At 49.7% G+C, this 22,103-nt stretch carries 21 protein-coding genes and 1 tRNA gene; 18 read left to right on the top strand and 4 right to left on the bottom strand.

Features of this window, described 5'->3' with window-relative positions; translation table 11 throughout:
• Window positions 1–67 precede the first annotated feature (67 nt).
• The 5 genes from flgN to fliW all read left to right on the top strand — a co-directional run bounded on the left by flgN (window position 68) and on the right by fliW (window position 5,113).
• On the top strand, window positions 68–550 hold the full coding sequence (flgN, locus tag GO013_RS00195) for a flagellar export chaperone FlgN (RefSeq protein ID WP_163808027.1): 483 nt from the start codon (window positions 68–70) through the stop codon (window positions 548–550).
• Complete coding sequence (flgK, locus tag GO013_RS00190; RefSeq protein WP_163808026.1) at window positions 551–2,689, top strand: flagellar hook-associated protein FlgK; 2,139 nt, start codon at window positions 551–553, stop codon at window positions 2,687–2,689.
• 15 nt (window positions 2,690–2,704) lie between these two features.
• Window positions 2,705–4,360, top strand: coding sequence for a flagellar hook-associated protein FlgL (gene flgL, locus GO013_RS00185; RefSeq protein ID WP_163808025.1), 1,656 nt, complete (start codon window positions 2,705–2,707; stop codon window positions 4,358–4,360).
• Between the two features lie 91 nt (window positions 4,361–4,451).
• Entirely contained in the window at window positions 4,452–4,694 is a 243-nt protein-coding gene (gene csrA / locus GO013_RS00180) for a carbon storage regulator CsrA (protein WP_163808024.1), read from the top strand.
• Complete coding sequence (gene fliW / locus GO013_RS00175) at window positions 4,694–5,113, top strand: flagellar assembly protein FliW (protein WP_239057686.1); 420 nt, start codon at window positions 4,694–4,696, stop codon at window positions 5,111–5,113. The genes csrA and fliW overlap by 1 nt, the downstream gene beginning before the upstream one ends.
• Before the next feature lie 23 nt (window positions 5,114–5,136).
• Here the strand turns inward: fliW and flgM are convergent, their stop codons facing one another.
• Entirely contained in the window at window positions 5,137–5,445 is a 309-nt protein-coding gene (gene flgM, locus GO013_RS00170; protein WP_163808022.1) for a flagellar biosynthesis anti-sigma factor FlgM, read from the bottom strand.
• A gap of 27 nt (window positions 5,446–5,472) precedes the next feature.
• Window positions 5,473–5,883, bottom strand: a complete 411-nt coding sequence (locus GO013_RS00165; RefSeq protein ID WP_163808021.1) for a DVU0524 family FlgM-associated protein — start codon at window positions 5,881–5,883, stop codon at window positions 5,473–5,475.
• Window positions 5,884–6,180: 297 nt separating this feature from the next.
• On the opposite strand from GO013_RS00165, the gene GO013_RS00160 reads away from it, so the two are divergent.
• The 7 genes from GO013_RS00160 (at window position 6,181) to GO013_RS00130 (ending at window position 14,462) form a co-directional block, all read left to right on the top strand.
• Window positions 6,181–7,944 (top strand): hypothetical protein, encoded by a 1,764-nt coding sequence (locus GO013_RS00160; RefSeq protein WP_163808020.1) that lies wholly within the window; start codon window positions 6,181–6,183, stop codon window positions 7,942–7,944.
• Window positions 7,945–7,990: 46 nt separating this feature from the next.
• Complete coding sequence (locus GO013_RS00155) at window positions 7,991–9,367, top strand: MltA domain-containing protein (protein WP_163808019.1); 1,377 nt, start codon at window positions 7,991–7,993, stop codon at window positions 9,365–9,367.
• The gene (locus GO013_RS00150; protein WP_163808018.1) at window positions 9,360–10,004 is read left to right on the top strand and encodes a DUF4254 domain-containing protein; all 645 of its coding nucleotides are present in this window, start codon (window positions 9,360–9,362) and stop codon (window positions 10,002–10,004) included. Before GO013_RS00155 ends, GO013_RS00150 begins: the two co-directional genes overlap by 8 nt.
• 10 nt (window positions 10,005–10,014) lie before the next feature.
• Window positions 10,015–11,448, top strand: coding sequence for an Asp-tRNA(Asn)/Glu-tRNA(Gln) amidotransferase subunit GatB (gatB, locus tag GO013_RS00145; protein ID WP_163808017.1), 1,434 nt, complete (start codon window positions 10,015–10,017; stop codon window positions 11,446–11,448).
• A 167-nt stretch (window positions 11,449–11,615) separates the two neighbouring features.
• Window positions 11,616–12,668 (top strand): S-methyl-5-thioribose-1-phosphate isomerase, encoded by a 1,053-nt coding sequence (mtnA, locus tag GO013_RS00140; RefSeq protein ID WP_163808016.1) that lies wholly within the window; start codon window positions 11,616–11,618, stop codon window positions 12,666–12,668.
• Between the two features lie 100 nt (window positions 12,669–12,768).
• Window positions 12,769–14,277: a ribosome biogenesis GTPase Der gene (gene der / locus GO013_RS00135; RefSeq protein ID WP_163808015.1), complete on the top strand. Its 1,509-nt coding sequence runs from the start codon at window positions 12,769–12,771 to the stop codon at window positions 14,275–14,277.
• Between the two features lie 91 nt (window positions 14,278–14,368).
• Window positions 14,369–14,462: transfer RNA gene (locus GO013_RS00130), tRNA-Ser, on the top strand.
• Window positions 14,463–14,507: 45 nt separating this feature from the next.
• Here GO013_RS00130 and GO013_RS00125 read toward each other — a convergent pair.
• The gene (locus tag GO013_RS00125; protein WP_163808014.1) at window positions 14,508–15,707 is read right to left on the bottom strand and encodes a site-specific integrase; all 1,200 of its coding nucleotides are present in this window, start codon (window positions 15,705–15,707) and stop codon (window positions 14,508–14,510) included.
• A 301-nt stretch (window positions 15,708–16,008) separates the two neighbouring features.
• Here GO013_RS00125 and GO013_RS00120 point away from each other — a divergent pair, with 301 nt between their 5' ends.
• The 6 genes from GO013_RS00120 to GO013_RS00095 all read left to right on the top strand — a co-directional run bounded on the left by GO013_RS00120 (window position 16,009) and on the right by GO013_RS00095 (window position 21,733).
• A complete protein-coding gene (locus tag GO013_RS00120) occupies window positions 16,009–17,022 on the top strand; it encodes a RepB family plasmid replication initiator protein (RefSeq protein WP_163808013.1) in 1,014 nt (337 codons plus the stop codon).
• A gap of 425 nt (window positions 17,023–17,447) precedes the next feature.
• The gene (locus GO013_RS00115; protein WP_163808012.1) at window positions 17,448–18,341 is read left to right on the top strand and encodes a hypothetical protein; all 894 of its coding nucleotides are present in this window, start codon (window positions 17,448–17,450) and stop codon (window positions 18,339–18,341) included.
• 681 nt (window positions 18,342–19,022) lie between these two features.
• Window positions 19,023–20,099: a site-specific integrase gene (locus tag GO013_RS00110; RefSeq protein ID WP_163808011.1), complete on the top strand. Its 1,077-nt coding sequence runs from the start codon at window positions 19,023–19,025 to the stop codon at window positions 20,097–20,099.
• Between the two features lie 287 nt (window positions 20,100–20,386).
• Window positions 20,387–20,872 carry a hypothetical protein gene (locus tag GO013_RS00105; protein ID WP_203529272.1) on the top strand — a complete coding sequence of 162 codons (486 nt, stop codon included), beginning with the start codon at window positions 20,387–20,389 and terminating at the stop codon, window positions 20,870–20,872.
• Window positions 20,869–21,576, top strand: coding sequence for a metallophosphoesterase (locus GO013_RS00100; RefSeq protein WP_163808009.1), 708 nt, complete (start codon window positions 20,869–20,871; stop codon window positions 21,574–21,576). Before GO013_RS00105 ends, GO013_RS00100 begins: the two co-directional genes overlap by 4 nt.
• Before the next feature lie 4 nt (window positions 21,577–21,580).
• Complete coding sequence (locus GO013_RS00095) at window positions 21,581–21,733, top strand: hypothetical protein (protein WP_163808008.1); 153 nt, start codon at window positions 21,581–21,583, stop codon at window positions 21,731–21,733.
• An 83-nt stretch (window positions 21,734–21,816) separates the two neighbouring features.
• On the opposite strand, the gene GO013_RS00090 is transcribed toward GO013_RS00095, so the two are convergent.
• Window positions 21,817–22,047, bottom strand: coding sequence for a DUF6471 domain-containing protein (locus GO013_RS00090; RefSeq protein WP_163808007.1), 231 nt, complete (start codon window positions 22,045–22,047; stop codon window positions 21,817–21,819).
• Window positions 22,048–22,103: the final 56 nt, after the last annotated feature.

The raw sequence follows: 22,103 nt of genomic DNA, 5'->3' as shown, positions 1-22,103 counted from the left end.
CTGAATCGTTCCATTGAAAAATAGTAAGATTTCTTTTGATTTAAACTGGTTATGTAAGGGGATGGGTATGAAGCTCCGTCTTGTAGAGGAAAATTTGGTCCGGCAGAATAAGGCAACCATGCTTTTGCTCCTTTTGTTGGAGGAAGAATTTTCCCGCCTCGGTCAACTCAAGCCGCAGTCGGTTTCCCAAATTGAACTGTCCATTCAGGAATTGATGCGTCAGATCGTGGTCGAACGCTATTCCTTGCGAGGATTGGTCGGGGACAGTGCTCCTTCTGCTCAGAAGGTGGCAGATCTGTATCCCTTGATGGATGAGTCCATGGCAGAAAATTGCCGCGGGCTGGTCAAACGGCTGGATGAGACGGAACAGAAGTGCGCGAAGCAGGCGGCCAAGAATAATGAGATGGCCCTGGCCTTGTTCGATCAGAGTAAAGGGTTGCTCGACTTCATGCATGATCAGATCAAGCCCAAGAACACCACTGCGTATTCCCGTTTTGGTCGATTTGCTCAGGCTCCCAGTGACGCTCGGCTCTTGTCCGGGAGGATGTAAATGTCTTTTGGCGCCAACTCCATTCTCGACATGGGCCAATGGGCGTTGTTTGCGTCGCAGGCACAGCTCCAGGTTACGGGGTCGAATATCGCCAACGTCAATACCGAGGGGTATTCGCGGCGGTCTGTTGTCTTGCAGGAAGGCTCGTATATCGACTATTCGCCCGGTCAGCTTGGGACCGGGGTTGTCGCCAAGGAAGTTGTCCGGCATTTTGATGAAATGGTTGAGGCCATGTACCTGCAACAGTCGTCGTTGACCGACAAGTGGGGCAATTTATGGGATCAGCTCAAGTCTGTTGAAAATCTGCTCAACGAATCCAGCGGAACCGGGGTCAGCGATTCCCTGTCAAAATATTTTAATTCTTGGAACGAGGTCTCGCAGCGTCCCGATAATTACGGTGCGCGTCAGTCCGTGCTCAATGAATCCGCGACGCTCATTTCCACCTTGCGCCAAGTGGATACCGATCTTTCCATGATGCAGGAGCGAATCAACAATGACGTTGCATCTCAGGTGGATGAAGCCAATCATCTGATGCAGGATATTGCGTCCCTCAACGAGGAAATTCAGGTCCATGATATCCCTGGTCAGAATAATGCCAACGCGTTGTATGACGAACGGGCTAGAAAGGTCCGTGCTTTGGCCAAATTGGTGGACGTCAAGACCATCGATCACGGCGGAGGGGATTTCGTTATCCTGACACAGTCCGGGCAGACGCTGGTGGACGGAGACAATCATTATTCCCTGGAGTTCAATGCTTCGATCAAGACCGAAGACTTGCGGGCTGATTCGACCTTTGCGGGAAATGTGTATTTCAACGGCAATGACGACTATGAATACACGATTGAATTTGTGGCTTCCAGCGCAGGGTCCGGGGATGCCGGACAGGTTGGGAGCGGTGGTAATGCCGCGCAATTCAGGGTTTCTCTGGATGGTGGCGTGACGTGGTTGTCCAATGATGATGGCAGTGAACGACATTTTGCCGCGAGCGAGTATGATGATCGTGTGAATGTGGAAGGCCTTCAGATTTGGTTTGGTTCCGACACGGACTCCAAGGGAATGCCGAGCGGAACATTAAAAGAAGGCGATCGGTACGTCATCAGTCCGCACCAGGGTTTGTATTGGGTACAGAATACGTCCCATGCCGAAGAGATTACGCCGCAACAACATTTCAATGGTGAAGAGAATGATCGCCGGTTGACTGGTGGGTCCATCGCCGCACTGTTGACTTTCCGTGATACGTATGTCGGGAAATATCGATCCAAGCTGGATGAATTGTCTCGGACCGTGATTTGGGAAACCAATCGCAGGCATAGTCAGGGTGCCGGACTTCAGGCGTATTCGGCACTCGATGGGACGTATCGGGTGGACTACACTGACAAGCCTTTGGGTGGCGATTCAACCGGGTTGGCCTTTGGCGACAAGATCCAGTCCGGAAGTTCCTTTGTCTATGTGTACAATGAATCAACAGGATTGTTGGCTTCTTCTGCCGCGCTGGATTTTGATGGCAATGGTGGAACATTTGATCCCAGCAAGCATTCGATGGAAGATGTGGTTGCCGCATTTGACAGGTCGTATGGTGGAAAGATCAAGGCTTCCATCGTGAATAAACAGATTCATCTTGAGGCAGCAGACGGATATACGTTCGCTTTTGGCACCGATACCGCGGGGTTATATGCGGGGCTTGGAATCAACACCTTTTTCAAGGGTGAGACGCCGAAAGACATGATGATCAATGAAAAAATTTCGAGTGACATCGATTATCTGGCGACCGGACATGTCAATGGTTCTGGAGAGATCAACCCCGGCGACAATCTGACTGCGTTGGCCATGTACAAGCTGCGTGATGAGAAGGTGGCCACGAATACCGCACACGAAGGGTCTACTTCTCAGACCATACTCGACTATTATAACGGTATCGTCGGCAATGTCGGGTCCGATACCAGTCGAGCGGAATTCAACAAGAGTTTTTATGCCACATTGTCCAACGATTTGAATGAGCGGCAACAGCAGGTTTCGGGTGTGAATCTGGATGAGGAGATGAGTGACCTTATCAAGTACCAGTCCTCCTACACTGCGGCGGCCAAGCTCATTTCCACGGCAGATCAGATGTTGCAAACAATTTTGTCACTCAAGCCGTAACGAGAGGGGATAGGGATGCGCGTCACGCAACAAATGCTTTTTGACAGGTATGTCTTCAACTTGAACTCGTCACTGACCGAGTTGATGGACCTCAACGTCAAGGCTCAAACCCAAAAGCGGGTCAACAAACCCAGCGATGATCCGACCGGGATGACTCGTATTCTGGACCATCGCGATACGTTGCGTTCTCTGGAGCAATACAAAGAGAATATTTCCACGGCAAAGGGGTGGCTGACCAATGCCGACGAATCCTTGTTGCAGGTGTCCACGATTTTGACCCGTGCCAAGGAATTGGCTGAACAGGTCGCCACAGGAACGGTTGACGCCAATAACCGTGAGCAGGTCAGTTATGAAATGCGCTCCCTGTTTGAACAGTTGATCGGTTTGGCCAATACGGAATTTGAAGGCAAGTCGATTTTTTCCGGACACAAAGTGGATGCACCGGCGTTCAAGGAAACCATGTGGTTGACGACCAATGACGAGGATTTCGGTAAAGATGCCGAGTTCACGATCAACGGGTCATCCGATACCACGGTGCTTGTTCAGTATTTTGACACCACCAAGGCCACGGCAGTTGGTGACACCATGAATTTGTCGGACCCCAATCTTGGCGTTCGATATTCCATTGACGGTGGAGACACCTGGCTGGATGACGCCACGGTGACCGCTGGCGTTTTGAATATGCCACAGAGCGGTACCAATGTGACATTTGCCAATGATCCGGTGGTCAAGATGAATGATCCGGATAATCCGGCCACCTCGGATGGAACCTGGATGTGGATTCGACCCGCCGTCCAATATATCGGTGATGATGAAGACGCACCGCCTCAGGTGGATTCCATGGGACCGGGGTCGAACCAGATCGGCGCGACTGCATCCGGGTCGTTTCTTGACTCCAATGTCACGGTTCGTATCGACAATCCGACCGCTGCGACCATGGACGAGGAAATTCATTATTCCTACAGCATGGACGGCGGTATCAATTGGGTGACGGGGAATGTCGTCCCGGCAGATTCGAGTGCTGATGAAACCGTGCTCAGTGTGGCCAATGGCGGTATCTTGACCTTGACCAATGCGGGGGCCAATGAGCTGAAACCAGGACAACAGTATGTGATCCGTCCTCGGAGTGCTGCGATCAATCTGGATGTGTCCTTCAGCGAACAGGTGCAGGTCAACTCGGTGGGCAAGGATATTTTTGGCGGTTTGTATATCGACCCAAGCAATGCCGTTGCCTCCAATGGGGGAATCGTTCCACTGTCGAGCATGAGTGGAGGCCGAGTCTTTCATGGGACTGGCGGGTCAAAGATGGGTTTGACTGTCCAGGGCAATGATGAAGCGTCCAAAAATCTTTTTGAAGTCATGGGAAATCTTGTGGCCTTTGCGGAAACTAATAACCAGACCGGGTGTCAGCAGGCGTTGGCGAATCTGAAGAATTCGCAGGAACATCTCATGAATGCCGCAGCCGAGATTGGTGGACGGGAAAATCGATTGACAGTCAGCGGAACGATTCTGGATGGGATCAAGCTCAATGAAGATTCGTTGATAAGTTCCATTGAGGACGTCGATTTGTCTGAATTGATGACGCAATTGAAGCAGCAACAGATTGTGTATGAAGCTGTTTTGCGTTCGACATCCATGATTATGCAGTTGAATCTGGGCAAGTTTATCTAGTTGAAATGCTTTACTCGAACGAGAGCGTGATGTACTTGGCACTGAGCGTCTGCTTAAAGTGGATAAGCCGAACGAAAGAATTAGGAATTACATGTTGATACTGACCCGGAGACCGGGAGAAAGCCTGTATTTGGGCGATACTATCAAGCTCAAGATCCTGAGTGTTCAGGGGAAGCAGATAAAGATCGGCCTGGATGTCCCCGAAGACATGACTGTCTATCGGGAAGAGGTGTATCTGAAGATCAAGGAACAGAACAGGCAGGCGCTGGAAATTTCCCAGCAGGACCTGCTCGCGGCGGCTGCGCTATGGCAAAAAAAAGAACACAAAAAATAATGACGCGACTGGGCGAGCGCGAAGTCGGCCCGAACGGTATTATTTATTTTCCTCGGGGACTCGTCGGGCTTGAAAGTAAGCGCGAATTCGCATTGTTAAGCGTCAAAAGCGATGATTCGCCTTTTCTCCTGCTGCAATGCGTCACTGATCCCGGGCTTGGGCTGCTCGTGGCCGATCCATATGCTTTTCTGGATGAATATGATGTGAAGATCGAAAATGGGGACCGAAAAGTTCTCAAGGTCGAGAATGTTCATCAGTTGGCCGTGTTGGTGACAGTCAGTATCCCACAGGCTAAACCTGAAGACACCACCCTGAATCTTCAGGGACCGATCGTCATCAATACCGAGAACCGGATAGGGCTTCAGATTCCGCAGACTGAAACAGGGTATCCCACCCATTTCAACCCGATCAAAGGCTGATACCGGGCCGAATTCCCGACAGGTTAGACAAAAAGATCAAGGTCTTCGCGAATAAGGTTCGCGGCGGCCTTTTTTATGTCCGGTCGATATGAACCGTCCTGAACCTGTTTTTTGAGTGCGTCCACCTTTTCGCGGCGGACATTCGGGGTTTCGTTTGCTGTTTGTAGCGCAGCTCCACGGAGACGGCCTTCAGAGGACAGCACAACCTGGTCGGCGGCGTCTCCTGCATTCCTTGCGGAATCCGATGTCCGTTGCAGATCTTTGGCGTGTGGCCGTTCAATTTTTTTGTTCGCATACGGGTTCTGATCTCCCGCGATGTTCCTGATAACCATGGTGTCCCTCCCGTGTGAACGGGGTCATCAAAGCATGGTGTCGTCCACCTTTGACAGTGTTATTTCCCACAATCGGCGCATGACTTCGTCTCTTTCCATCTCGTCCAGCCCCTGCGATCCCCTATACGTCTCTTCAAATATCTGAACGTCGCCACCTTCAAGCGAATACTCGAAAAAATACCGATGTCCTAACTCCTGCTCAAGCTGGGCAAGGATAGCCTTGACCACCGGGGGCGGGTCGGAATTGACGATCAGGTTTTCAATGATCTCATGGGCGATGCGTTCGACGAGTTCTCGGCGTTTCGCCTGTCTGGAGAGGTCCTTTTGGGGTTCTCCGTCGTCCATTGTCTGCCTGAAGCGAGCGAGACGCTTCGCGTTCGTAAGCTGCTTCCCATAGGTGCGCAGCATATTTCGAACAGTGGCAGATGACGCAGTCACGGTTTTTCTCCTTTCTTCATTGATACAATCGACTGTTTGCAAAATTACTTTAGGGGAAAGATGGGAAAAAATCGAGAAACGTGTTTTCCTTTTGATACTTTTAACGTGGTAAAAATCAATAAATATCGTATTTTTTCAATGTATTATCTCTGTTTTCATGCCTGTTTTTTCGGGTGATTAAAAAATGAATATTTACTGAATAAATGGTTTTTTGTGATGTGTGCGAATGTGTGATTCTTGGCGAAAAATGTGTATGATAAACGATAGGACTCCAAAAATACGATGTGAGAGGTTCCCATGGGTTTATCCCGACATATAGATTCTATTCGTGATATTCAGTATGGCAAGGACGCGACGCTTGATGCGTTGTTGTTGCATTTCATGACTGAAAATCATCTTGAATATTCCATTGATCCCGACAAGAACGCGTCGGGTGAACAGATTCGTTTCATGATGGCTCTTGAAGAAGGAGAGTTTTACGCCCCGTGTTCGGACTGGATGTTTCGGATGTTGCTCGAAGATGGTTTGCCCAAACGATTGCTGGATGAATATTTAGTTCAGTGGAAGACGTTTATCGGTTTGTCCCGTGCGTTTTGTACGGACAGGGAAATCGCACGTCGGTTTATCCAGTTGGCCCGGCATAAATTCAGGATGGTCCTGGCGTCTCCCATCATTTTACCGTCTCGTTTGATGAAACGGTTCATCACCATTTTTATGACACAGAGCGGCATTGATGATCCATATAGAGATATTCGTCGGACGTTGAACAGCAAGGCGGCCGAGATTGTGCAAAGTGCCGGATTTGACGCCATGGTCAACGGGTGTCTGGCCAATGTTGAGCAGCCCGGACGGATCGATGATCTTCGGTTCAAGATTGATATGCTCGAAATTGAACGGCTCATGCGAATTTCCACGGCCACCGACTCTTTGCAGCCAGAGGCGTTTTCCGAACAGGCCCTTCGGTCGTCTGGTTTGAATGAAGAAGTCCGGGAAGGGACACGGGTGTTTCGAGATGTTTTTGAGCGATTGGGCAAGGAAGGGGAGAAGCGGCATCGCATTTTGTACCTTCCCAACCGTTCCGGTGGCATCATGTTTGATTTGCAGGTGGTTCAGACCCTGCTTCGTCTGGGGCATCGCGTGGTCATGGCCTTGAAGGAAGGATTTTATTTCGAGCATCCCACATTTTGGGATCGGGATAATGATCCGGTTTTGGCCAAGGCGTTCAATGGAGCACAATTTGTCAGTCAGGATACCCTGTCCAAAAATGAATTGTTGGGAATTATGGCCCAGCATCCTTTTGTCGTGATTTCGGATGGCACCCGTGAGCGGTTCAATCCGTATCGGGCGTCCGTGACCTTTGCTCGGGCTTGGAAGGAATGTGATTTGGTATTGGCCAAAGGGCAGGATGTTCATAATCGATTGATCGAGAGCAGTCACGATTTCACGCGGGATATCGTCAATTTCTACCGGGACGCCTCCGGCGAATTCCATTTGCACTATCGGCCGAAACCAGATTCCGTGGTGTCCTTTAGCGAGCAATATATCGCGGCCAAGGCGGACGAGATTATCGCTGAAATGCGTGTGGCCCGATCTTTGGGGAAAACGGTCATGTTCTATTCCGGCATCATCGGGTCGGTTCCGGGACAGACCCAGGCCGCCATCGAGGTCATCACGACCTTTGTGGCTCACCTTCGGTCACAGCTCGCTGATGCGTATATCATTAATCCCGGCGAGCACTTCGAAGAAGGCATGGACGCGGATGATCTGATGTTCATGTGGGAAAAGGTGCAGCGAAGCGGGTACATCAATGTCTGGCGTTTCCAGACGTATTTCGATATTGAGAAGAGCTTCGAGCTGATGGGACGGAAGGTCCCGCCGGTCTGGACCGGCAAGGACGCCACCTATTCGACCGGATGTACCAAGGAAATGCATATCGCGCTTGATGTGCAGAAAACACACCCTGAATTGCAGATTATTGGACCGAATCCCGAAAAGTTTTTCCGAAGACGAGAATACGGTGTGGGAAAGTTTTGTGATGTGGCCATAGATTCTTGTGGATAGGATGCGTTGGACTGGCTGTAACCGTAAGTGGAATATGAAAATCTGAATGCGCACTTTTTTTGGACAAATCCTGCGAATTGTTCTTTCGGTATTGTGCTGTGCCGTTCTTGTTTCCTGTACCAAGAACGGTGTGTGGTTTCGTTCCGATTCCGAAAATCCGTCTGGCGCAGTGGGGTCGACGTCTTTGGAACAGGCCCAAGAAGCGGAGTCGCCCGAGGGCTCTGCGGATGCTGTCGAGTCTCTGCATATCGGCGGTCTCAGCGGAGCGGGGGTGACCGAACGCCTGCGTTTGCGTATGGTTCGGGAACCGGAAACGATCCCCACATGTGACATGTTTTTTCCGCTGTCCACCGTCGAAGGGGCTGAGAGCACAGCCCGGATCGATATAGCCAGTCAGGGACTTTCGTCGTGGATGGCGTTGGAAGACCCGGTTCAGCGGAGTCTTGAATACGCAATGAACATGACGCCGGATGCCCCGGCTTTAGTCCGGCCCGGGATGGTGCTGACGTGGGGGCAGGTGGTGCGTTCTCTTGAAGAATTCCTTGATCTCTTACCACATCTGGATGAAAATCCGGCCCTGCTTGGGCAACGATTCATTTGGTATGGAATGACGAAAAATCCGGTTATGACAGGGTATTATACCCCGGAAATTCCGGCCAGTCTGACTCGACGTCCCGGCTATGAATTTCCGATTTACGGGGTGCCCGAAGACTTGCGGTACGGCAAGGTTCGGGGACATAAACGATTTTATCGGGTGGAGAAAGGCCGGGTTCAGTCATATTATGATCGGGGTGACATGGATGTCCGTAAGGTTCTGAATGGTCGTGGGCTGGAAATCGCTTGGGCCAAAGACCCGATCGATGTTTTTTATATGCAGGTTGAAGGATGTGGTCGGCTTCGGTTGCCGGACGGCTCGACGCGAAACCTGTTGTATGGGGCCAAGAACGGGTATGGATTCAGGAGTCTTGGCCGAATTCTTCATGCGCGGGGCTTGCTGCCGAAAGGGCGGTTGTCCAAGGAGCACGTCAAAGCGTATTTTGACAAACATCCCGAACGGATGTTTCAATTGATGGCGGAAAATAGAAGTTATGTTTTTTTTCGGTTGCAGGATTCTCCACCCGAGGGAACCATTGGAAAGCCGTTGACGCCGATGGTTTCACTGGCTACAGACCGAAAGCTGTTGCCGCTCGGCAGTCTGCTTGCCTTTGAAGCGGAAATTCCCGAGGCCCGGAACGGTCGTCCGGTTGGCAAACGGATTGTGTCCGGGATCGGTCTGGCACAGGATACCGGGACTGCCATTCGCGGACCACGAGTGGATTATTACATCGGCGAAGGCAAAGCGGTGGAGCCTATTGCCAACAATATAAAAACTGAGGCCACCGTGTATCTCCTTATAAGCAAAGAAGCACTCATCAATGGCTGATATTACCATAGATCTTACGAAAGAGACTCTTCAGGACGCCATCGCTCACCAGACCCGGTCAGTGATGGATTGGCATTATGGCGAACCCGTCTATGAAGGCGAGCCGGCTGACGACCTGAGTGGCGTGTCCGGTTTGCGTGAACTCATAGCCCGTCAGCATTGGGCGAATTTTCAACTGTGGCATGTCGAGGACCGTGCTCGTCGTAAGGACGTGGAAGCCAGGGTCATCGCGGATTGCAAATATGCCATCGATAAGCTTAATCAGAAGCGAAATGATTTGATCGAGCGGGTTGATGAATGTCTTATCGGCATGATGGCCTCGTGGCTGCCTGGTGACGCGGTGGAAAAGTATAACACTGAGACCGTGGGCGCAGCCCTGGATCGGTTGTCTATTCAGTCGCTCAAGATTTACCACATGAAGGAACAGTGTCATCGCAAGGATGTCGATGAAGCGCATTTGAAACAATGCACAACCAAAGTGGATGTCCTGATGCGTCAACACGCGGATTTGGGACAGGCCATTTTGGAATTGATCGATGAATACGCGGCTGGCACCAAGAAGCCCAAGGTGTATTTTCAGTTCAAGATGTACAATGATCCCAGCCTGAACCCGGAACTCTATCACAACAAGTCATAAGGTACGCGACATGTCCCGCTACGAAACAGTTATTGGCCTTGAGGTGCACGCGCAGCTCAAGACCAAGACCAAGATTTTTTGCTCCTGTTCTACCGAATTCGGTAAGGACCCCAATGAAAACGTGTGTGCAGTCTGTTCCGGTATGCCCGGCGTATTGCCCGTGCTGAATGAAAAAGTTGCAGAATATGCAACAAAAATGGGCCTGGCCATCAATTGTGAGATCAATCGCAAGTCGGTCTTTGCCCGGAAAAATTATTTTTATCCCGATCTGCCCAAAGGATATCAGATCTCCCAGTTCGAACTGCCCATCTGTGAACATGGGCATGTGACCATCGAGGTCGATGGCGAACAGAAGCGGATCGGCGTGACCCGGATTCACATGGAAGAGGACGCGGGCAAGAACATTCACTCTGCGGCAGACAATGCCAGTTTTGTGGACTTGAACCGGACCGGCGTTCCGCTTATCGAAATCGTTTCTGAACCTGATATGCGGAGTGCGGAAGAAGCTATCGCCTACCTCAAGGAAATTCGGTCCGTTCTGCTCTATCTCGGCATTTGCGATGGCAATATGGAAGAGGGGAGTTTTCGGTGTGACGCCAATATTTCCGTCCGTCCCTATGGGCAGGAGGAATTCGGCACTCGTGCGGAACTCAAGAATCTCAACTCGTTCAAGCACATTCTCAAGGCGATCAACTATGAAGTCGAGCGGCAGATCGATCTCGTGGAAGATGGCGAAAAGGTCGTGCAGGAAACTCGATTGTACAATGTGGACAAGGGCATTACCCAGTCCATGCGTGGCAAGGAAGAGGCCCATGACTATCGGTATTTCCCGGACCCGGATCTTGTCCCGCTGGTGCTCGATACCGAATGGATCGAACAGTGGCGGTCCGAGTTGCCCGAGTTACCCCGTGAAAAACGGCATCGTTTCATGGAACAGTATGCGTTGGCCGACTATGACGCTGCCCTGATTACACAGGACAGGGCTGTTGCCGAATATTACGAGGCCGCTGTCACCGCGTATGGTGGTGAGGCCAAAAAGGTCACCAACTGGGTGGTCGGTGAGTTGCTGCCGTTTTGCCATGAATCGGAGAGCGAAGCATGTGATGTCAAACTTTCGCCCGAGAAATTGGCTGTGTTGCTGAAACTGGTCGATGACGGCACCATTTCCGTCAAGATCGGGAAAGATATCTTTGTGGAACTGTGCGAGTCTGGTGCTGATCCGGCGGAATACGTTGAGGCCAAGGGGTTGGTGCAGGTGTCCGATTCCGGCGAACTGGAAGCCATGGTCGATCAGATCATTGCCGACAATCCGTCAGAGGCCGAAGCCTTCAGGGGCGGCAAAAAGAAACTCATGGGCTTTTTCATGGGGCAGGTCATGCGGCTTTCCAAAGGCCAGGCCAACCCTGGTATTGTGACCAAGCTCATTCAGGAAAAATTGTCCTGATGATTTCAAGGGAGGCGTCTTTTGGGAGCCTCCCTTTTTTTGAGAGAGATGTATTTGGCTGATATCGAATTGGCGCAAACCGTCCGTGAGTGTGTGGACAATGTTGTGCGTAATCCTGTGAGACGAGTCCCCAGTGGACGCAGTTTTCGAAATGCCGGAGGCAACAAATGACTGAACATATTCAATATTCACTAGAAAAAGATGCGCTTGTCCTTCTTGATCAACGATTCTTGCCTAATCGCGAAGAGTGGTTTGAATGCACGACCACGGATGACATTTGTTTTGCCTTGGTGGTCATGGTTGTTCGAGGTGCACCCGCCATCGGTGTGACTGCGGCATACGGCTGTTATCTCGCTGGTCGCGAAGTGCAGGGCATGGACGGTGACTGGAAAACGTTGCTTGAAGCCAAGCTCGATCAGATTCACGATGCTCGTCCCACTGCTGTCAATCTTCGGTGGGCGGTGCGTGAAATGCGGCGGATCTGGCGTGAAGCTGGTGACGTCTCTCTGGAAACGGTGTTGGATATCTGGCTGCAACGGGCACAGGAGATCCATGCTGGTGACATCGAGATGTGTGAACGCATCGGCCAGTTCGGTGGCGCGCTCATGGATGACGGTGATACCATTATGACCCATTGCAATGCCGGTGCGTTGGCCACTGCCGGGTACGGTACGGCTTTGGGCGTGGTGCGAGGGGCCATCGATCAGGGCAAGAAGGTCTCGGTGATTGCCAACGAAACCCGTCCGTTTTTGCAGGGGGCGCGGCTGACCGCGTATGAATTGCACAAGGATGGCATCCCCGTGAAGGTCGCGTGTGACAACGCCTGTGCATTGCTCATGAAACGTGGCCTGGTTGATAAAGTGGTCGTTGGTGCTGATCGGATCACTGCCAACGGGGACGCGGTGAACAAGATCGGGACTTTTGGTGTGGCCATTATTGCGGACCGATTCAATATCCCTTTTTATGTGGCAGCTCCGCAATATACTATCGACACCGAGACCGCGTCTGGTGACGATGTGCCCATTGAAGATCGGGACCCACGCGAAGTCACCCATATCGGCGATCATCGTATCCCTCCCGAAGGAGTTGAGGTCTACAATCTTGCCTTTGACCCTACACCGAATGAATTGATTACCGGGATTATCACGGAAAAGGGTGTGCTGTATCCGCCGTATACGGAATCAATTAAAAAACTCTTTCAGGATTATCCTGAGGGATAGACTCGACATTCGTTTAAAGATACGCTAATCCCGCTCTTCCCCTAAAAACGGAAAGTGCGGGATTTCATTGTTTCGTGCTAATTTCTACTCTGGAGCCAGTATGTTGCCAATCGTCGCCCTTGTGGGTCGCCCTAACGTGGGTAAATCCACTCTTTTTAATCGTCTATTGAGGAAGTCGAGGGCCATTACCCACGATATGCCCGGTGTGACGCGCGACCGTATCTATGGCGAATGCCAGATGGGTGACGTGCGTTTTGATCTGATCGATACCGGTGGTATGGTATTGGAGTCCGAAGCCACGCCCGAATTATCCAAGGATTTCGAAGATGAAATTTTTGAACAGGCGCAGGAGGCCATTAATGAGGCCAACGCCATTATTTTTGTGGTGGACGGCAAAGAGGGGCTGACGCCGCTCGATCAGCAGGCCGCAGAATATGTGCGTCGATCAGGCAAGCCGGTCTTCATGCTGGTGAATAAGGTAGACGGCAGTGAATTTGAAGCGGAGATGACGAGCGAGTTTCATGAACTTGGTATCGATTTTTTACCGGTTTCCGCTGCGCATGGGTATAAATTGCACGATGTCCGTCATCGGGTGAAACAATTTGTCGTTGATTTGAATCTTCCCGAAGAAGAGGATGACGGCATTGAGAAAGGGTTGCGTCTGACGATGCTTGGGCGACCGAATGCAGGTAAATCTTCCATTATCAATGCAGTGATCGGCAAAGATCGGCTTATTGTATCCGATGTGGCCGGAACCACTCGTGATTCCATTGACGTGACTTTCGAGAAGCGGGGCAAGCGGTATACGTTTGTAGACACTGCCGGAGTTCGCAGGCGAGCGAATATTCAGGAACATTTGGAAAAAATCAGTGTGATTCGTGCGTTGAAGAATTCCAAGCGGTCGGACGTGACGATTTTGACGATCGACATCACGCTTGGCGTGGGGCGACAGGACAAGCGACTCATCGAGTTTTTGTCCAAGGAAAAGACGCCATTTATTGTCGTGGTGAACAAGGCCGATTTGGTCCCTCGCAAAGAGACGAATCGGGCGTTGGAAGCATTCAGGAATGAACTGCGGATCATCCCGCATGTGCCCATTGTCATGACGAGCGCGCATAAGGGCGTGGGGGTCGGGAAATTGCTCCCCATTGCCGAGGCCATGCGCCAGGAATGCAAGATTCGTATTGGGACAGGAATTCTCAACCGATCGCTCCAGGCCGTGTTGGAACGCCAGCAACCGCCGGTTGTGAAACGCCGTAGACCTAAATTTTTCTATGTGACTCAAGCAGATGAAGAGATTCCAACATTTGTCTTTTTCTGTAATGACCATACTCTCGTCAAGACGTCCTACATTCGGTATTTGGAAAACCAGTTCCGTAAAATGTTGGGTATCAAGACCGCGCCTGTGAATATCGTGTTTCGGTCAAGCCATGACAAAAAGGAATGGGAAAAGAACCGTGGTATTTCCGCTATGGGCAAACGAGGCCCAGGCCGCGAACGCATCGGTGGTGCCAAGACTCGCCGTCACGAGACCAAATACAAGGCTTTGAAGAGCAAGCGTCGTCGCGATGAAAAGGAAGAAAAGGGAAAAACTCGGAAAAAAAGGTAAATATCGGCTCTCTTTATTGACAAGCACTGGATGAAAAGTGTAGACGGTCTTTCCTCGACACGTTGTTGTCACCAACAAGCGTATCGAGCACGGAGAAGTGGCCGAGTTGGCTGAAGGCGCACGCCTGCTAAGCGTGTAACGGGTGTTAAGCTCGTTCGAGAGTTCAAATCTCTCCTTCTCCGCCATATTTCAAGGGCTTACGATGTACGTCGTAAGCCCTTTTTTTGTGATTATTCTGTCTCATCTGAGGGGTGTGCACCATTTTGTGCACCATTTTGATTCAATTCTGAACTTTTTAGAAGGTCATCATCGTCCAAGATCGCGGCTGCTCGCTGAGAATCTCCACGGAGCCCTTTGAGATAAGTATCTGTGGTTGTGGCCTTTTCGTGGCCAAGTAGCTTTTGGATGTCGGTTAGGCTTGCCTTGCCAGAGTCATCAAGGCGCAGAGCGACGAAATGTCGAAGTGATTTTAGGGTGAAAAGCTTAACTCCTGCCTTGGAGCACAGGCCCACCTTTTCTCTGCGTTTGACTTTTGTTCCATCTTTTAGCTTCTGGTAGTTGTAAGCGTCTTTGAGCATGTATTTGAAGTCCCACGCATTGCGGACGTAACCTGTGCCCGTTTCCGGGTTGGTAAAGACGTATATGCTTCTATTGTCTCGCTCATTCCAACGTCTTTTCAGGATGTTGTAAAGTGTGCTGCCTTTGGGCATCGCTATCTTACGGTATTTTTTCTCTCCGCCCTGGCGCTTCATTGTCCAGAAGGCAATCCATTCTTGTTCGAAATTAACGAAATCCCATGTTAGCCGGCGGGGATCGCTGGCGCGGCAACCTGTCTTGAGGATGATGTTGAGGTAGTTTTGCTGCCAAGGCTTGGCGGCGAGGAGGACGGCTACGACGTCTTCAGTGGGGGGAACATATTCTTGGTGCTCTTCTCCCTTGTTTTTTTTGATATGGGTCCAAGGATTGAAGTTCGTTCGAGCTTCTGCCATGTGCCAGTTCCACATAGCCTTGAGATTCTTGAGGTGGTTATTGGCCGTCTTTGTGGACACCTTGGCCTGAACATAGCGATAGTATTTGCGAGCAATTTCAATAGTGATCGAGTCAAAGGAGAAATCGACTGGCTTATTCAGGATGGTTTTGACCATCCATTCTGCAAAGCTAGTGTACTGGTGGTATTTTTCGTTGATTGTTTGCCGCTGCATCCAAGCGCAGTCTTCAAGATACTCCTTGGACCCTGCGGAAAACATCAAAGCCAGAGACTTTTCCTTCTTGAGTTCCGCGTCTATTTCTTTGACTTTCTGCTCGGCCCATTCGCGACCTTCCTTCTTGGTCATTACAGCTTTGGACGGCTGTTTCCCTTTGTATTTGAAGTACGCGCGATACTTCTTTCCCTTCCTTGGATAAGGACGAAACCATACGTTGACTGCCATTTGCAGCCTCCTCTTGATGCCGGCTCATGGCTTTGCAATGCGCAATCACTTCAAAATAATCAAATCTTGCTGATTCTAGCCGAGGGTTGTCCCACCCTTTGGGCGTGACAAAAAAGTGAGGAAGAGCTTTCCAAACATTATACATGGTTTTGTGCTCCAGGTGCATGAGTGAAGCAAGTTCTTTGTATGTCAGGCACTTAAGTTGATTGTCTGTCATTGCATTTTGATGATTTGTATTTGTTGCGTGATCAATAAGTACTTCTTGACATATCGAATGTCAACAAATAATAATGGCTTCATCATGAAGCACATCGACGACAAACAGAGGGCTGCAGGGAATAAGTTGTCTGTGCCCTCAGCACATCAATTAAGCCTCTTTTATTATGATGTTGACGATGAATATTCAAATATGGTGGAGCTTTACAACGAGATACCGAAGTATGTGCATGATGAGCCGACTGACCAAAAACATCTTGAGTCACGTGAACGAGAATTCAAAGCTAATGGGATTTTGTACAAAGTAGTTCTTCACCCAGCTCGTATCAAAATTCGAGATCCTAAAACTGGCATGATGATTGGAACCAAGGAGATGTTCATAGGGACCCGAGAGGAGTTTGTGGAAGATGCAATTACAAAAATTGCGATTGAAAACAAAAGCCTTTTTGAATTGAAGGACACAACAAGAGTTGCCGTAACCATTGGTCAAATTCAGCAAGAACTGAAACGTATCAGTCATAGCTATAGTTACAGTGAGATTAAGGAAGCTATTCAGATCCTTGGCGGAGCCCGGATTATTCTTGAAGACGAAAAAGGTGAGGCCGTAGCTGGGACAAGCACATACCCTGAATTCTTGTTGTCTACAGATGCTCAGGATGGGCGCGGGTATGTCCAACTTCACCCCCTTGTTTCCCAGCATCTTAAGGAAGGGCTTTTTCGCCAGATTAACTATGAGTTGTGTATGGGGTTTAAAAGTCGCTACGCACGCAGAATATATAAGCAGTTAAGTCTGCGATTTTATGGTGCTACTTACAGGCAGCCGCCAATCAACATTTATTTGAAATCTTTTGTTAATCGCCATGGTTTTGTTGTGTATTCAAAGCTGTCTGACAATGCGAAGAAGTTTCGGATTGGTTTAGACGAATTGAAAGCTGCAAAAGTTATTGAATCATTTGTAGAGGAGCATAAAAAGCAGGGGCGAAAAATCGTTGATTACAATTTTAGGCTCAATGTTCATTTCAGATTTGTACGGAAGGAGTTGATACGGGCGAATGGAATACGCAAAAAGGTCAACGAGAAATTGCTGCAAAGGCGTTAAGGATGATGTCCCAGTTTGTGCAAAATCAATTAAAACGGCGGGGTTTGCAATGTTTGGCAAGTGCTGATTCCTAAGGATTATGTCCCTAATGGGGATAAAATTTTAGGATGGCGTCCCTAGTAGTATGAATGATTAAGGGTGACGTCCCTGTTCGCGAAAAATCAGTAAGGGTGACGTCCCTGAAAAAATGAAGATTAAGGATGACGTCCTCCAACCGTTAAGGGTGACGTCCCAGTTCGTCAGGTTGCATCATATTATATATTCTTATCCTCTTCTTACCCTACTTACCCAAGAAAAGAAGAGCGGGATTATGAATCAGTGGCAGTTAAATAGGGAAAGAGTCGGCTCCGCCTCCAAGCTCCTTCGGCGCGAAAGGCAAAAGGCAGCCAATGAAAAGGAAGAAATTGAAAGCCAAAGGAGGCTTCATGCCCAACATGAAGAGATTTACTGAGATAATGGATGAGCAGGCTCGTGAAGCGTATGTCCTTTGTGTAGAGCTTCTCGAAAAACTCTACGCCGGCGAGAAGGTCACTGAAACCCAACTCGTTAATGCTGTGGCCAAGGCATGGAAGATTCACAACCGCTTTGCAGCTGTGTTTCGTCACAATGTGTTGAATGGACACTGCAATGTTGACAGCATATGTAGGTCTGTCGGAGATCCTTTCAACCTGCATAAGTTCATCCTGGATTATATCAACGTTGACCGTGACTTTTTTGATGGCGATAGCACATCGCTTATCGACCTTGCTCGTGAGTTGTTGATGGAAGCTGTTGACTACTCGACACGTAAAATAATGGAACAGTGGAAGGCTCTTGAGGGGGCTCACATGGAAGTGCGTATCATCTTTAGCGAACAAAAATTCGAGAAGAGAAGCTACACCGGGCCGTGGCCATGGGGGGGGGACGATCTTCCAAAACCGAAAGTTGACACCTACCTTGCAGGGCTCGATTTTGGGCTCAAAAATGCCAATAGAGCCTTGGAAAGGGTAAATAGGTTCGACCACTTCGACCTCTGGCCCAAGAAGTCTGCCTATGAAGATGTGCTTGCAGCCCGAAGGGAACTCAATGACCGCTGCAGGCATCACGATCAGTACATTGAGTCGGTTCTTAAAGAGTATAACGGCTACCCCGTAGAAGGGCTGGTCAAACTGCATGATGTCTCAATCCGCATTGCACGACAGTGGTGTGAAAAGGGGATCATCGAGGCTAGGCAGATAGAGAAGGCCTGGCTGATTGATAAGGACGTGGCTGAATCCTTTGTGCCTCCGAAAGCTCAAAGGCAATCAAGGCCTGGAATTGGTTTTTCGAGCACCTATTAGTGGGTCTAATATGTCGCTTGTCCTTAAGCATCTACTAAATACGCAACAAGCACGAAGCTATCGAGAGTATAGGGTTGCCCTCGATGACCGTTTAAAGGCGTTCGAGAGCCCTTTTCCCCCTCCGTATTGCCACGATTTGGCTCACGAACAAAGGCTGTCACCTTTAGTCATGTGGAACGCCTACTATTCGGGCCGGTTTCATAACCTCTTGACCCGCAGCATGTGCCTCGCGAGTTGGTGTGTCCTGCCTGGAGCCAGCCCAGAAGAGGTGGCCTGGGATGTGTTGTTGCAGGTAAGTAGGCAAACAGGGGCGGAGCTTTGGAAAACAGATGTCCCGGGTGTAGATCCTTGCATTCGATCCGTGTTTGCATGTTGGAATTTTGCTCTTGAATCCGTAGGTCAGCCGGGAGGGGGAGTGGATGATTTTCAATATGATTTCTAGAAGTGAATCACGAGTCGTCTTCATATTCGCGGTAGGCGACGTTTAGCCTACCGCGAATATAGGCTTATGGGGCAAATTTGCTGCGAGAAGCATGACATTTTGAGCCTGCGAAAAATGGCGTGATTCACGCCGCAGATTTTGGACATAAGCCTATATTTTCCCCTCTGTGAGGGGAGCTGCCCGGAAGGGCAGAGGGGAGGCTTGGAAAATCAAAATACATATTAACAATGGCTGTCAAAATGGATTTGAAACAAGCTGCAAAGATGGCTCGAAAGATCGTTGATCGGAGTCTCAAAGAGAGCACCCGAAAAGGATATTTGCGGTCGTTTCATCAACTCGACGATAGGGGGCTCACGCCACAGGCATATGCCAACGAGAAGAGTTCAGCGAAACCATTGAGCAAGCGTAGGTACTATGCACTAAAGGCAGGCTACCAATATGGACTGGCCGAGCAGATTATTCAGAGGTTTGAGAATGTGAAAGCGTTGAGAAGGATCGCCGACGAAGGAGCCTTGGAGCAAGCTGAGCATCTTGAGTCCATGATATTGGACAGCGCACGTTTACTCGAAGACCAAGCCCCAGATTACGGCCGACAAAGAAAGCGTGAAGGACGGCCTTCGGCACATCCAAAAGTGCAGGTGGATAAGAAATCTCGAAAAGGCAAGCGCCAATATCTGGGTCGGCTCAATAAAGCGATCCCAGATTGGCAGATGGAGTTGTTCAGAGCCGTGCCTCGGCAACACAGATTATTAATTCTTGTTTTAGCTGCGTCGGGTTGTAGGCCCGCGGAATTATATCCGGGAAGAGAAGTCGGTAAAGGGCTAGTTTCTGATGGCGTGCATTTGATCATACATGACAAGAAGCTTGTTTTGACATTTTATGGCGCAAAAACTGGTCAGGGCTATGGGCAGATGAAACGCGAACTGGTGATTTGTCCGGTTTCAACAATGGAGCACGGGCTCTACCGTTTGGTAGAAAAGGCTGGGGGGGCTCTTTGTTGTGAACCTGCAGCGAGTGATAGGGCTGTTCGAGGGGCAGTTGAGCTTGCTGTAATTAAGGCTCTCGGAAAGCGCTGGAAAGGTAAAGTCTCGATGGCCTCCTTCAGACACCAATTTTCAGCAGATTTGAAAGGGGCTGGAGTCTCCAAGGAGCAAATTGCCATTGCCATGGGACATTGCTCGGATCGAACTCAAGGGAATTATGGCTTGGCCAGTCAAAGGCGAAAAGGGAGCAGGCGAGGGTTAGTTCAAGTAACAGGATCGCAGCCAGTAAAACGGCGTGATTTGAAGCCTAGTTCGAACGTATATCCCCGATAAATATATGACTCACGCTTCCAGAGTTCGCAACAAAGCTGATTTTGCTTTAATCATCAATAATTGCCGCTTCTTTTGACAGATAGCTAAGCTCGAAAGGTTCAAATTGAGAGATATCCAGCAGTCGAGATTATCATATATTCGGTCCGTGAGACGCTGAAAGAGGCCTTAGAAGGTACGTGGGGCGTGGAATATGTGGCTCATGGTTCCAGATGGTTCGAAATGGTTAATTGTTATGGTGGGGAATGAACGTATCGTTGGTGGATTTGGGAATATGAGAGGAGGGCGTGTTGTTTTACTTTACCGCCGATGAGCATTTTGGGCATGCCAAGGTTTTGGAATACGAAAGTCGTCCCTTTTCTTCGGTCGAGGAAATGGATGAGGAGCTGATCCGGCGTCACAACGCGGTTGTGCGGCCGGAGGATGCCGTCATTCATGCCGGCGATTTTGCCTTTGTCAAAACGCGTGAGTTGGCCGAGGAAAAGTATATCAGCCGGCTCAATGGCGAACACATTTTTTTATACGGCTCACATGACAACTGGCTTGGGCCTCGCAGGGCGCCAGACATTCACACGGTCCAGGTCGACAAGCAGCTTGTGGTCGTATGCCATTACGCCATGCGCGTATGGCCACGATCCCATTATGGGAGTTGGCACGTCTTTGGCCATAGCCACGGTTTACTCGAACCCTTTGGTTTGTCCTTGGACGTAGGCGTGGATTGCCATGACTTTTACCCAGTGTCCTTTCAACGGCTTCAGGAGTTGTTTCAGCTATGATTCTAGTGGTAGGTGATCTTCATGGGCGTTTTGAAGCCCTCAATGACCTGGTGCAAGACAAACAGCCTGACGCCATTTTGCAAGTGGGCGATTTTGGGTACTGGCCAAAAGAGTATCCAGGATGGCCACCAGACGATCCGGAATTCGAACTTGGCAGAACCAAAGTCTATTGGTGCGATGGGAATCATGAGGACCATGAAGCGCTTGAGTTGATCCAGGGAACCGGCCAGCTCGAAGTCGCACCTGGTTGCTTCTATCAGCCACGCGGCTCGATACTCGTGCTTGCTGATGGTCGACGAGTGCTGTTTTTCGGTGGCGCTGAGTCAATCGACAAGGTTCATCGCAAACGTGGCCGGGATTGGTTCCCCCAGGAATTGCCCTCGTATTCGGACTTCGCCAAAGTGCTGGACGAGCCGGTTGATATAGTTATCAGCCACACGGCTCCGACTTGTTTCAGTATCGAGAAGAGTCCACCCTTTGGCTATGCCTCGTTGCCATGGCTTGCCAAATTCAAGGAGCCGACCCCGAAGATGCTGGACGCCATTCTTGAAATTGTGAAGCCGAAGCAATGGTTTTTCGGTCATTACCACGTCCATCAGGTTGGCCATGACTGTGGAGTTGATTGGACAGCCCTCGGTTACGCCGATGGCTTAGAAAAGTGGTGGATTGAATTGCCTGAAAGGAATGAATATGCGCTTAGATAGCCATATGAATTCAACTTATAAGCAGTTTGGCCAGGACTTTCGTCGGGTCCATATCGCTATAGATGAATATTACGAGATATTCCGCAACTTATTGCATTGGGTGGTCCACCATCACGCCTTGGGCGTTGAAAAGATGGTGGAGCGATTTGATGAATAGGCTTGTAGCGGTTCTTTGTATCCCCGCGCAGTGCATTGGACAGATTGTAAAGAGGGATCGGTACGAGTGGTCAAAAGACAGTATTACGGTGTGTCAGATTTTTTGAATTCCGGCTGCAAATCGAGAATGCTGAGCACCAAGAGGAACCAAGCGAATGTAAATTTTCCGCGGTTAATTTTTGTTGTCACGCTGGAGCGTGTTTCCTTGCACCCATGCTGACATAACAGTTCAGCTAACTCTTTCTGAGTCTTACCATTTCGTGCCAGGAGGCTTTTCAGAATTTTTTTGGCTTCATCATTCCATTTTTCGTCCATGTAAGTATGCTTACACGCTATCCTAGTATCCTTCAAATGAAATCATTATTTCATAT

Origin of the sequence: Pseudodesulfovibrio sp. JC047 (assembly GCF_010468615.1) — a bacterium.
Lineage (GTDB): Bacteria > Desulfobacterota > Desulfovibrionia > Desulfovibrionales > Desulfovibrionaceae > Pseudodesulfovibrio.
Note: the sequence above shows the minus strand (reverse complement) of the source record. Positions and strands in the feature narration are given on the sequence as shown.

Bases quoted from the DNA above. Each gene is read 5' to 3' on its own strand.
- GO013_RS00100 (WP_163808009.1), top strand. From the start codon at position 20,869: ATGATTCTAGTGGTAGGTGATCTTCATGGGCGTTTTGAAGCCCTCAAT.
- flgN (WP_163808027.1), top strand. From the start codon at position 68: ATGAAGCTCCGTCTTGTAGAGGAAAATTTGGTCCGGCAGAATAAGGCA.
- GO013_RS00090 (WP_163808007.1), bottom strand. From the start codon at position 22,047: ATGGACGAAAAATGGAATGATGAAGCCAAAAAAATTCTGAAAAGCCTC.
- fliW (WP_239057686.1), top strand. From the start codon at position 4,694: ATGACGCGACTGGGCGAGCGCGAAGTCGGCCCGAACGGTATTATTTAT.
- GO013_RS00160 (WP_163808020.1), top strand. From the start codon at position 6,181: ATGGGTTTATCCCGACATATAGATTCTATTCGTGATATTCAGTATGGC.
- GO013_RS00155 (WP_163808019.1), top strand. From the start codon at position 7,991: ATGCGCACTTTTTTTGGACAAATCCTGCGAATTGTTCTTTCGGTATTG.
- GO013_RS00120 (WP_163808013.1), top strand. From the start codon at position 16,009: ATGAAGCACATCGACGACAAACAGAGGGCTGCAGGGAATAAGTTGTCT.
- GO013_RS00095 (WP_163808008.1), top strand. From the start codon at position 21,581: ATGAATTCAACTTATAAGCAGTTTGGCCAGGACTTTCGTCGGGTCCAT.
- flgL (WP_163808025.1), top strand. From the start codon at position 2,705: ATGCGCGTCACGCAACAAATGCTTTTTGACAGGTATGTCTTCAACTTG.
- mtnA (WP_163808016.1), top strand. From the start codon at position 11,616: ATGACTGAACATATTCAATATTCACTAGAAAAAGATGCGCTTGTCCTT.
- flgM (WP_163808022.1), bottom strand. From the start codon at position 5,445: ATGGTTATCAGGAACATCGCGGGAGATCAGAACCCGTATGCGAACAAA.
- GO013_RS00110 (WP_163808011.1), top strand. From the start codon at position 19,023: ATGGATTTGAAACAAGCTGCAAAGATGGCTCGAAAGATCGTTGATCGG.
- der (WP_163808015.1), top strand. From the start codon at position 12,769: ATGTTGCCAATCGTCGCCCTTGTGGGTCGCCCTAACGTGGGTAAATCC.
- flgK (WP_163808026.1), top strand. From the start codon at position 551: ATGTCTTTTGGCGCCAACTCCATTCTCGACATGGGCCAATGGGCGTTG.
- GO013_RS00115 (WP_163808012.1), top strand. From the start codon at position 17,448: ATGCCCAACATGAAGAGATTTACTGAGATAATGGATGAGCAGGCTCGT.
- csrA (WP_163808024.1), top strand. From the start codon at position 4,452: ATGTTGATACTGACCCGGAGACCGGGAGAAAGCCTGTATTTGGGCGAT.
- GO013_RS00125 (WP_163808014.1), bottom strand. From the start codon at position 15,707: ATGGCAGTCAACGTATGGTTTCGTCCTTATCCAAGGAAGGGAAAGAAG.
- GO013_RS00150 (WP_163808018.1), top strand. From the start codon at position 9,360: ATGGCTGATATTACCATAGATCTTACGAAAGAGACTCTTCAGGACGCC.
- gatB (WP_163808017.1), top strand. From the start codon at position 10,015: ATGTCCCGCTACGAAACAGTTATTGGCCTTGAGGTGCACGCGCAGCTC.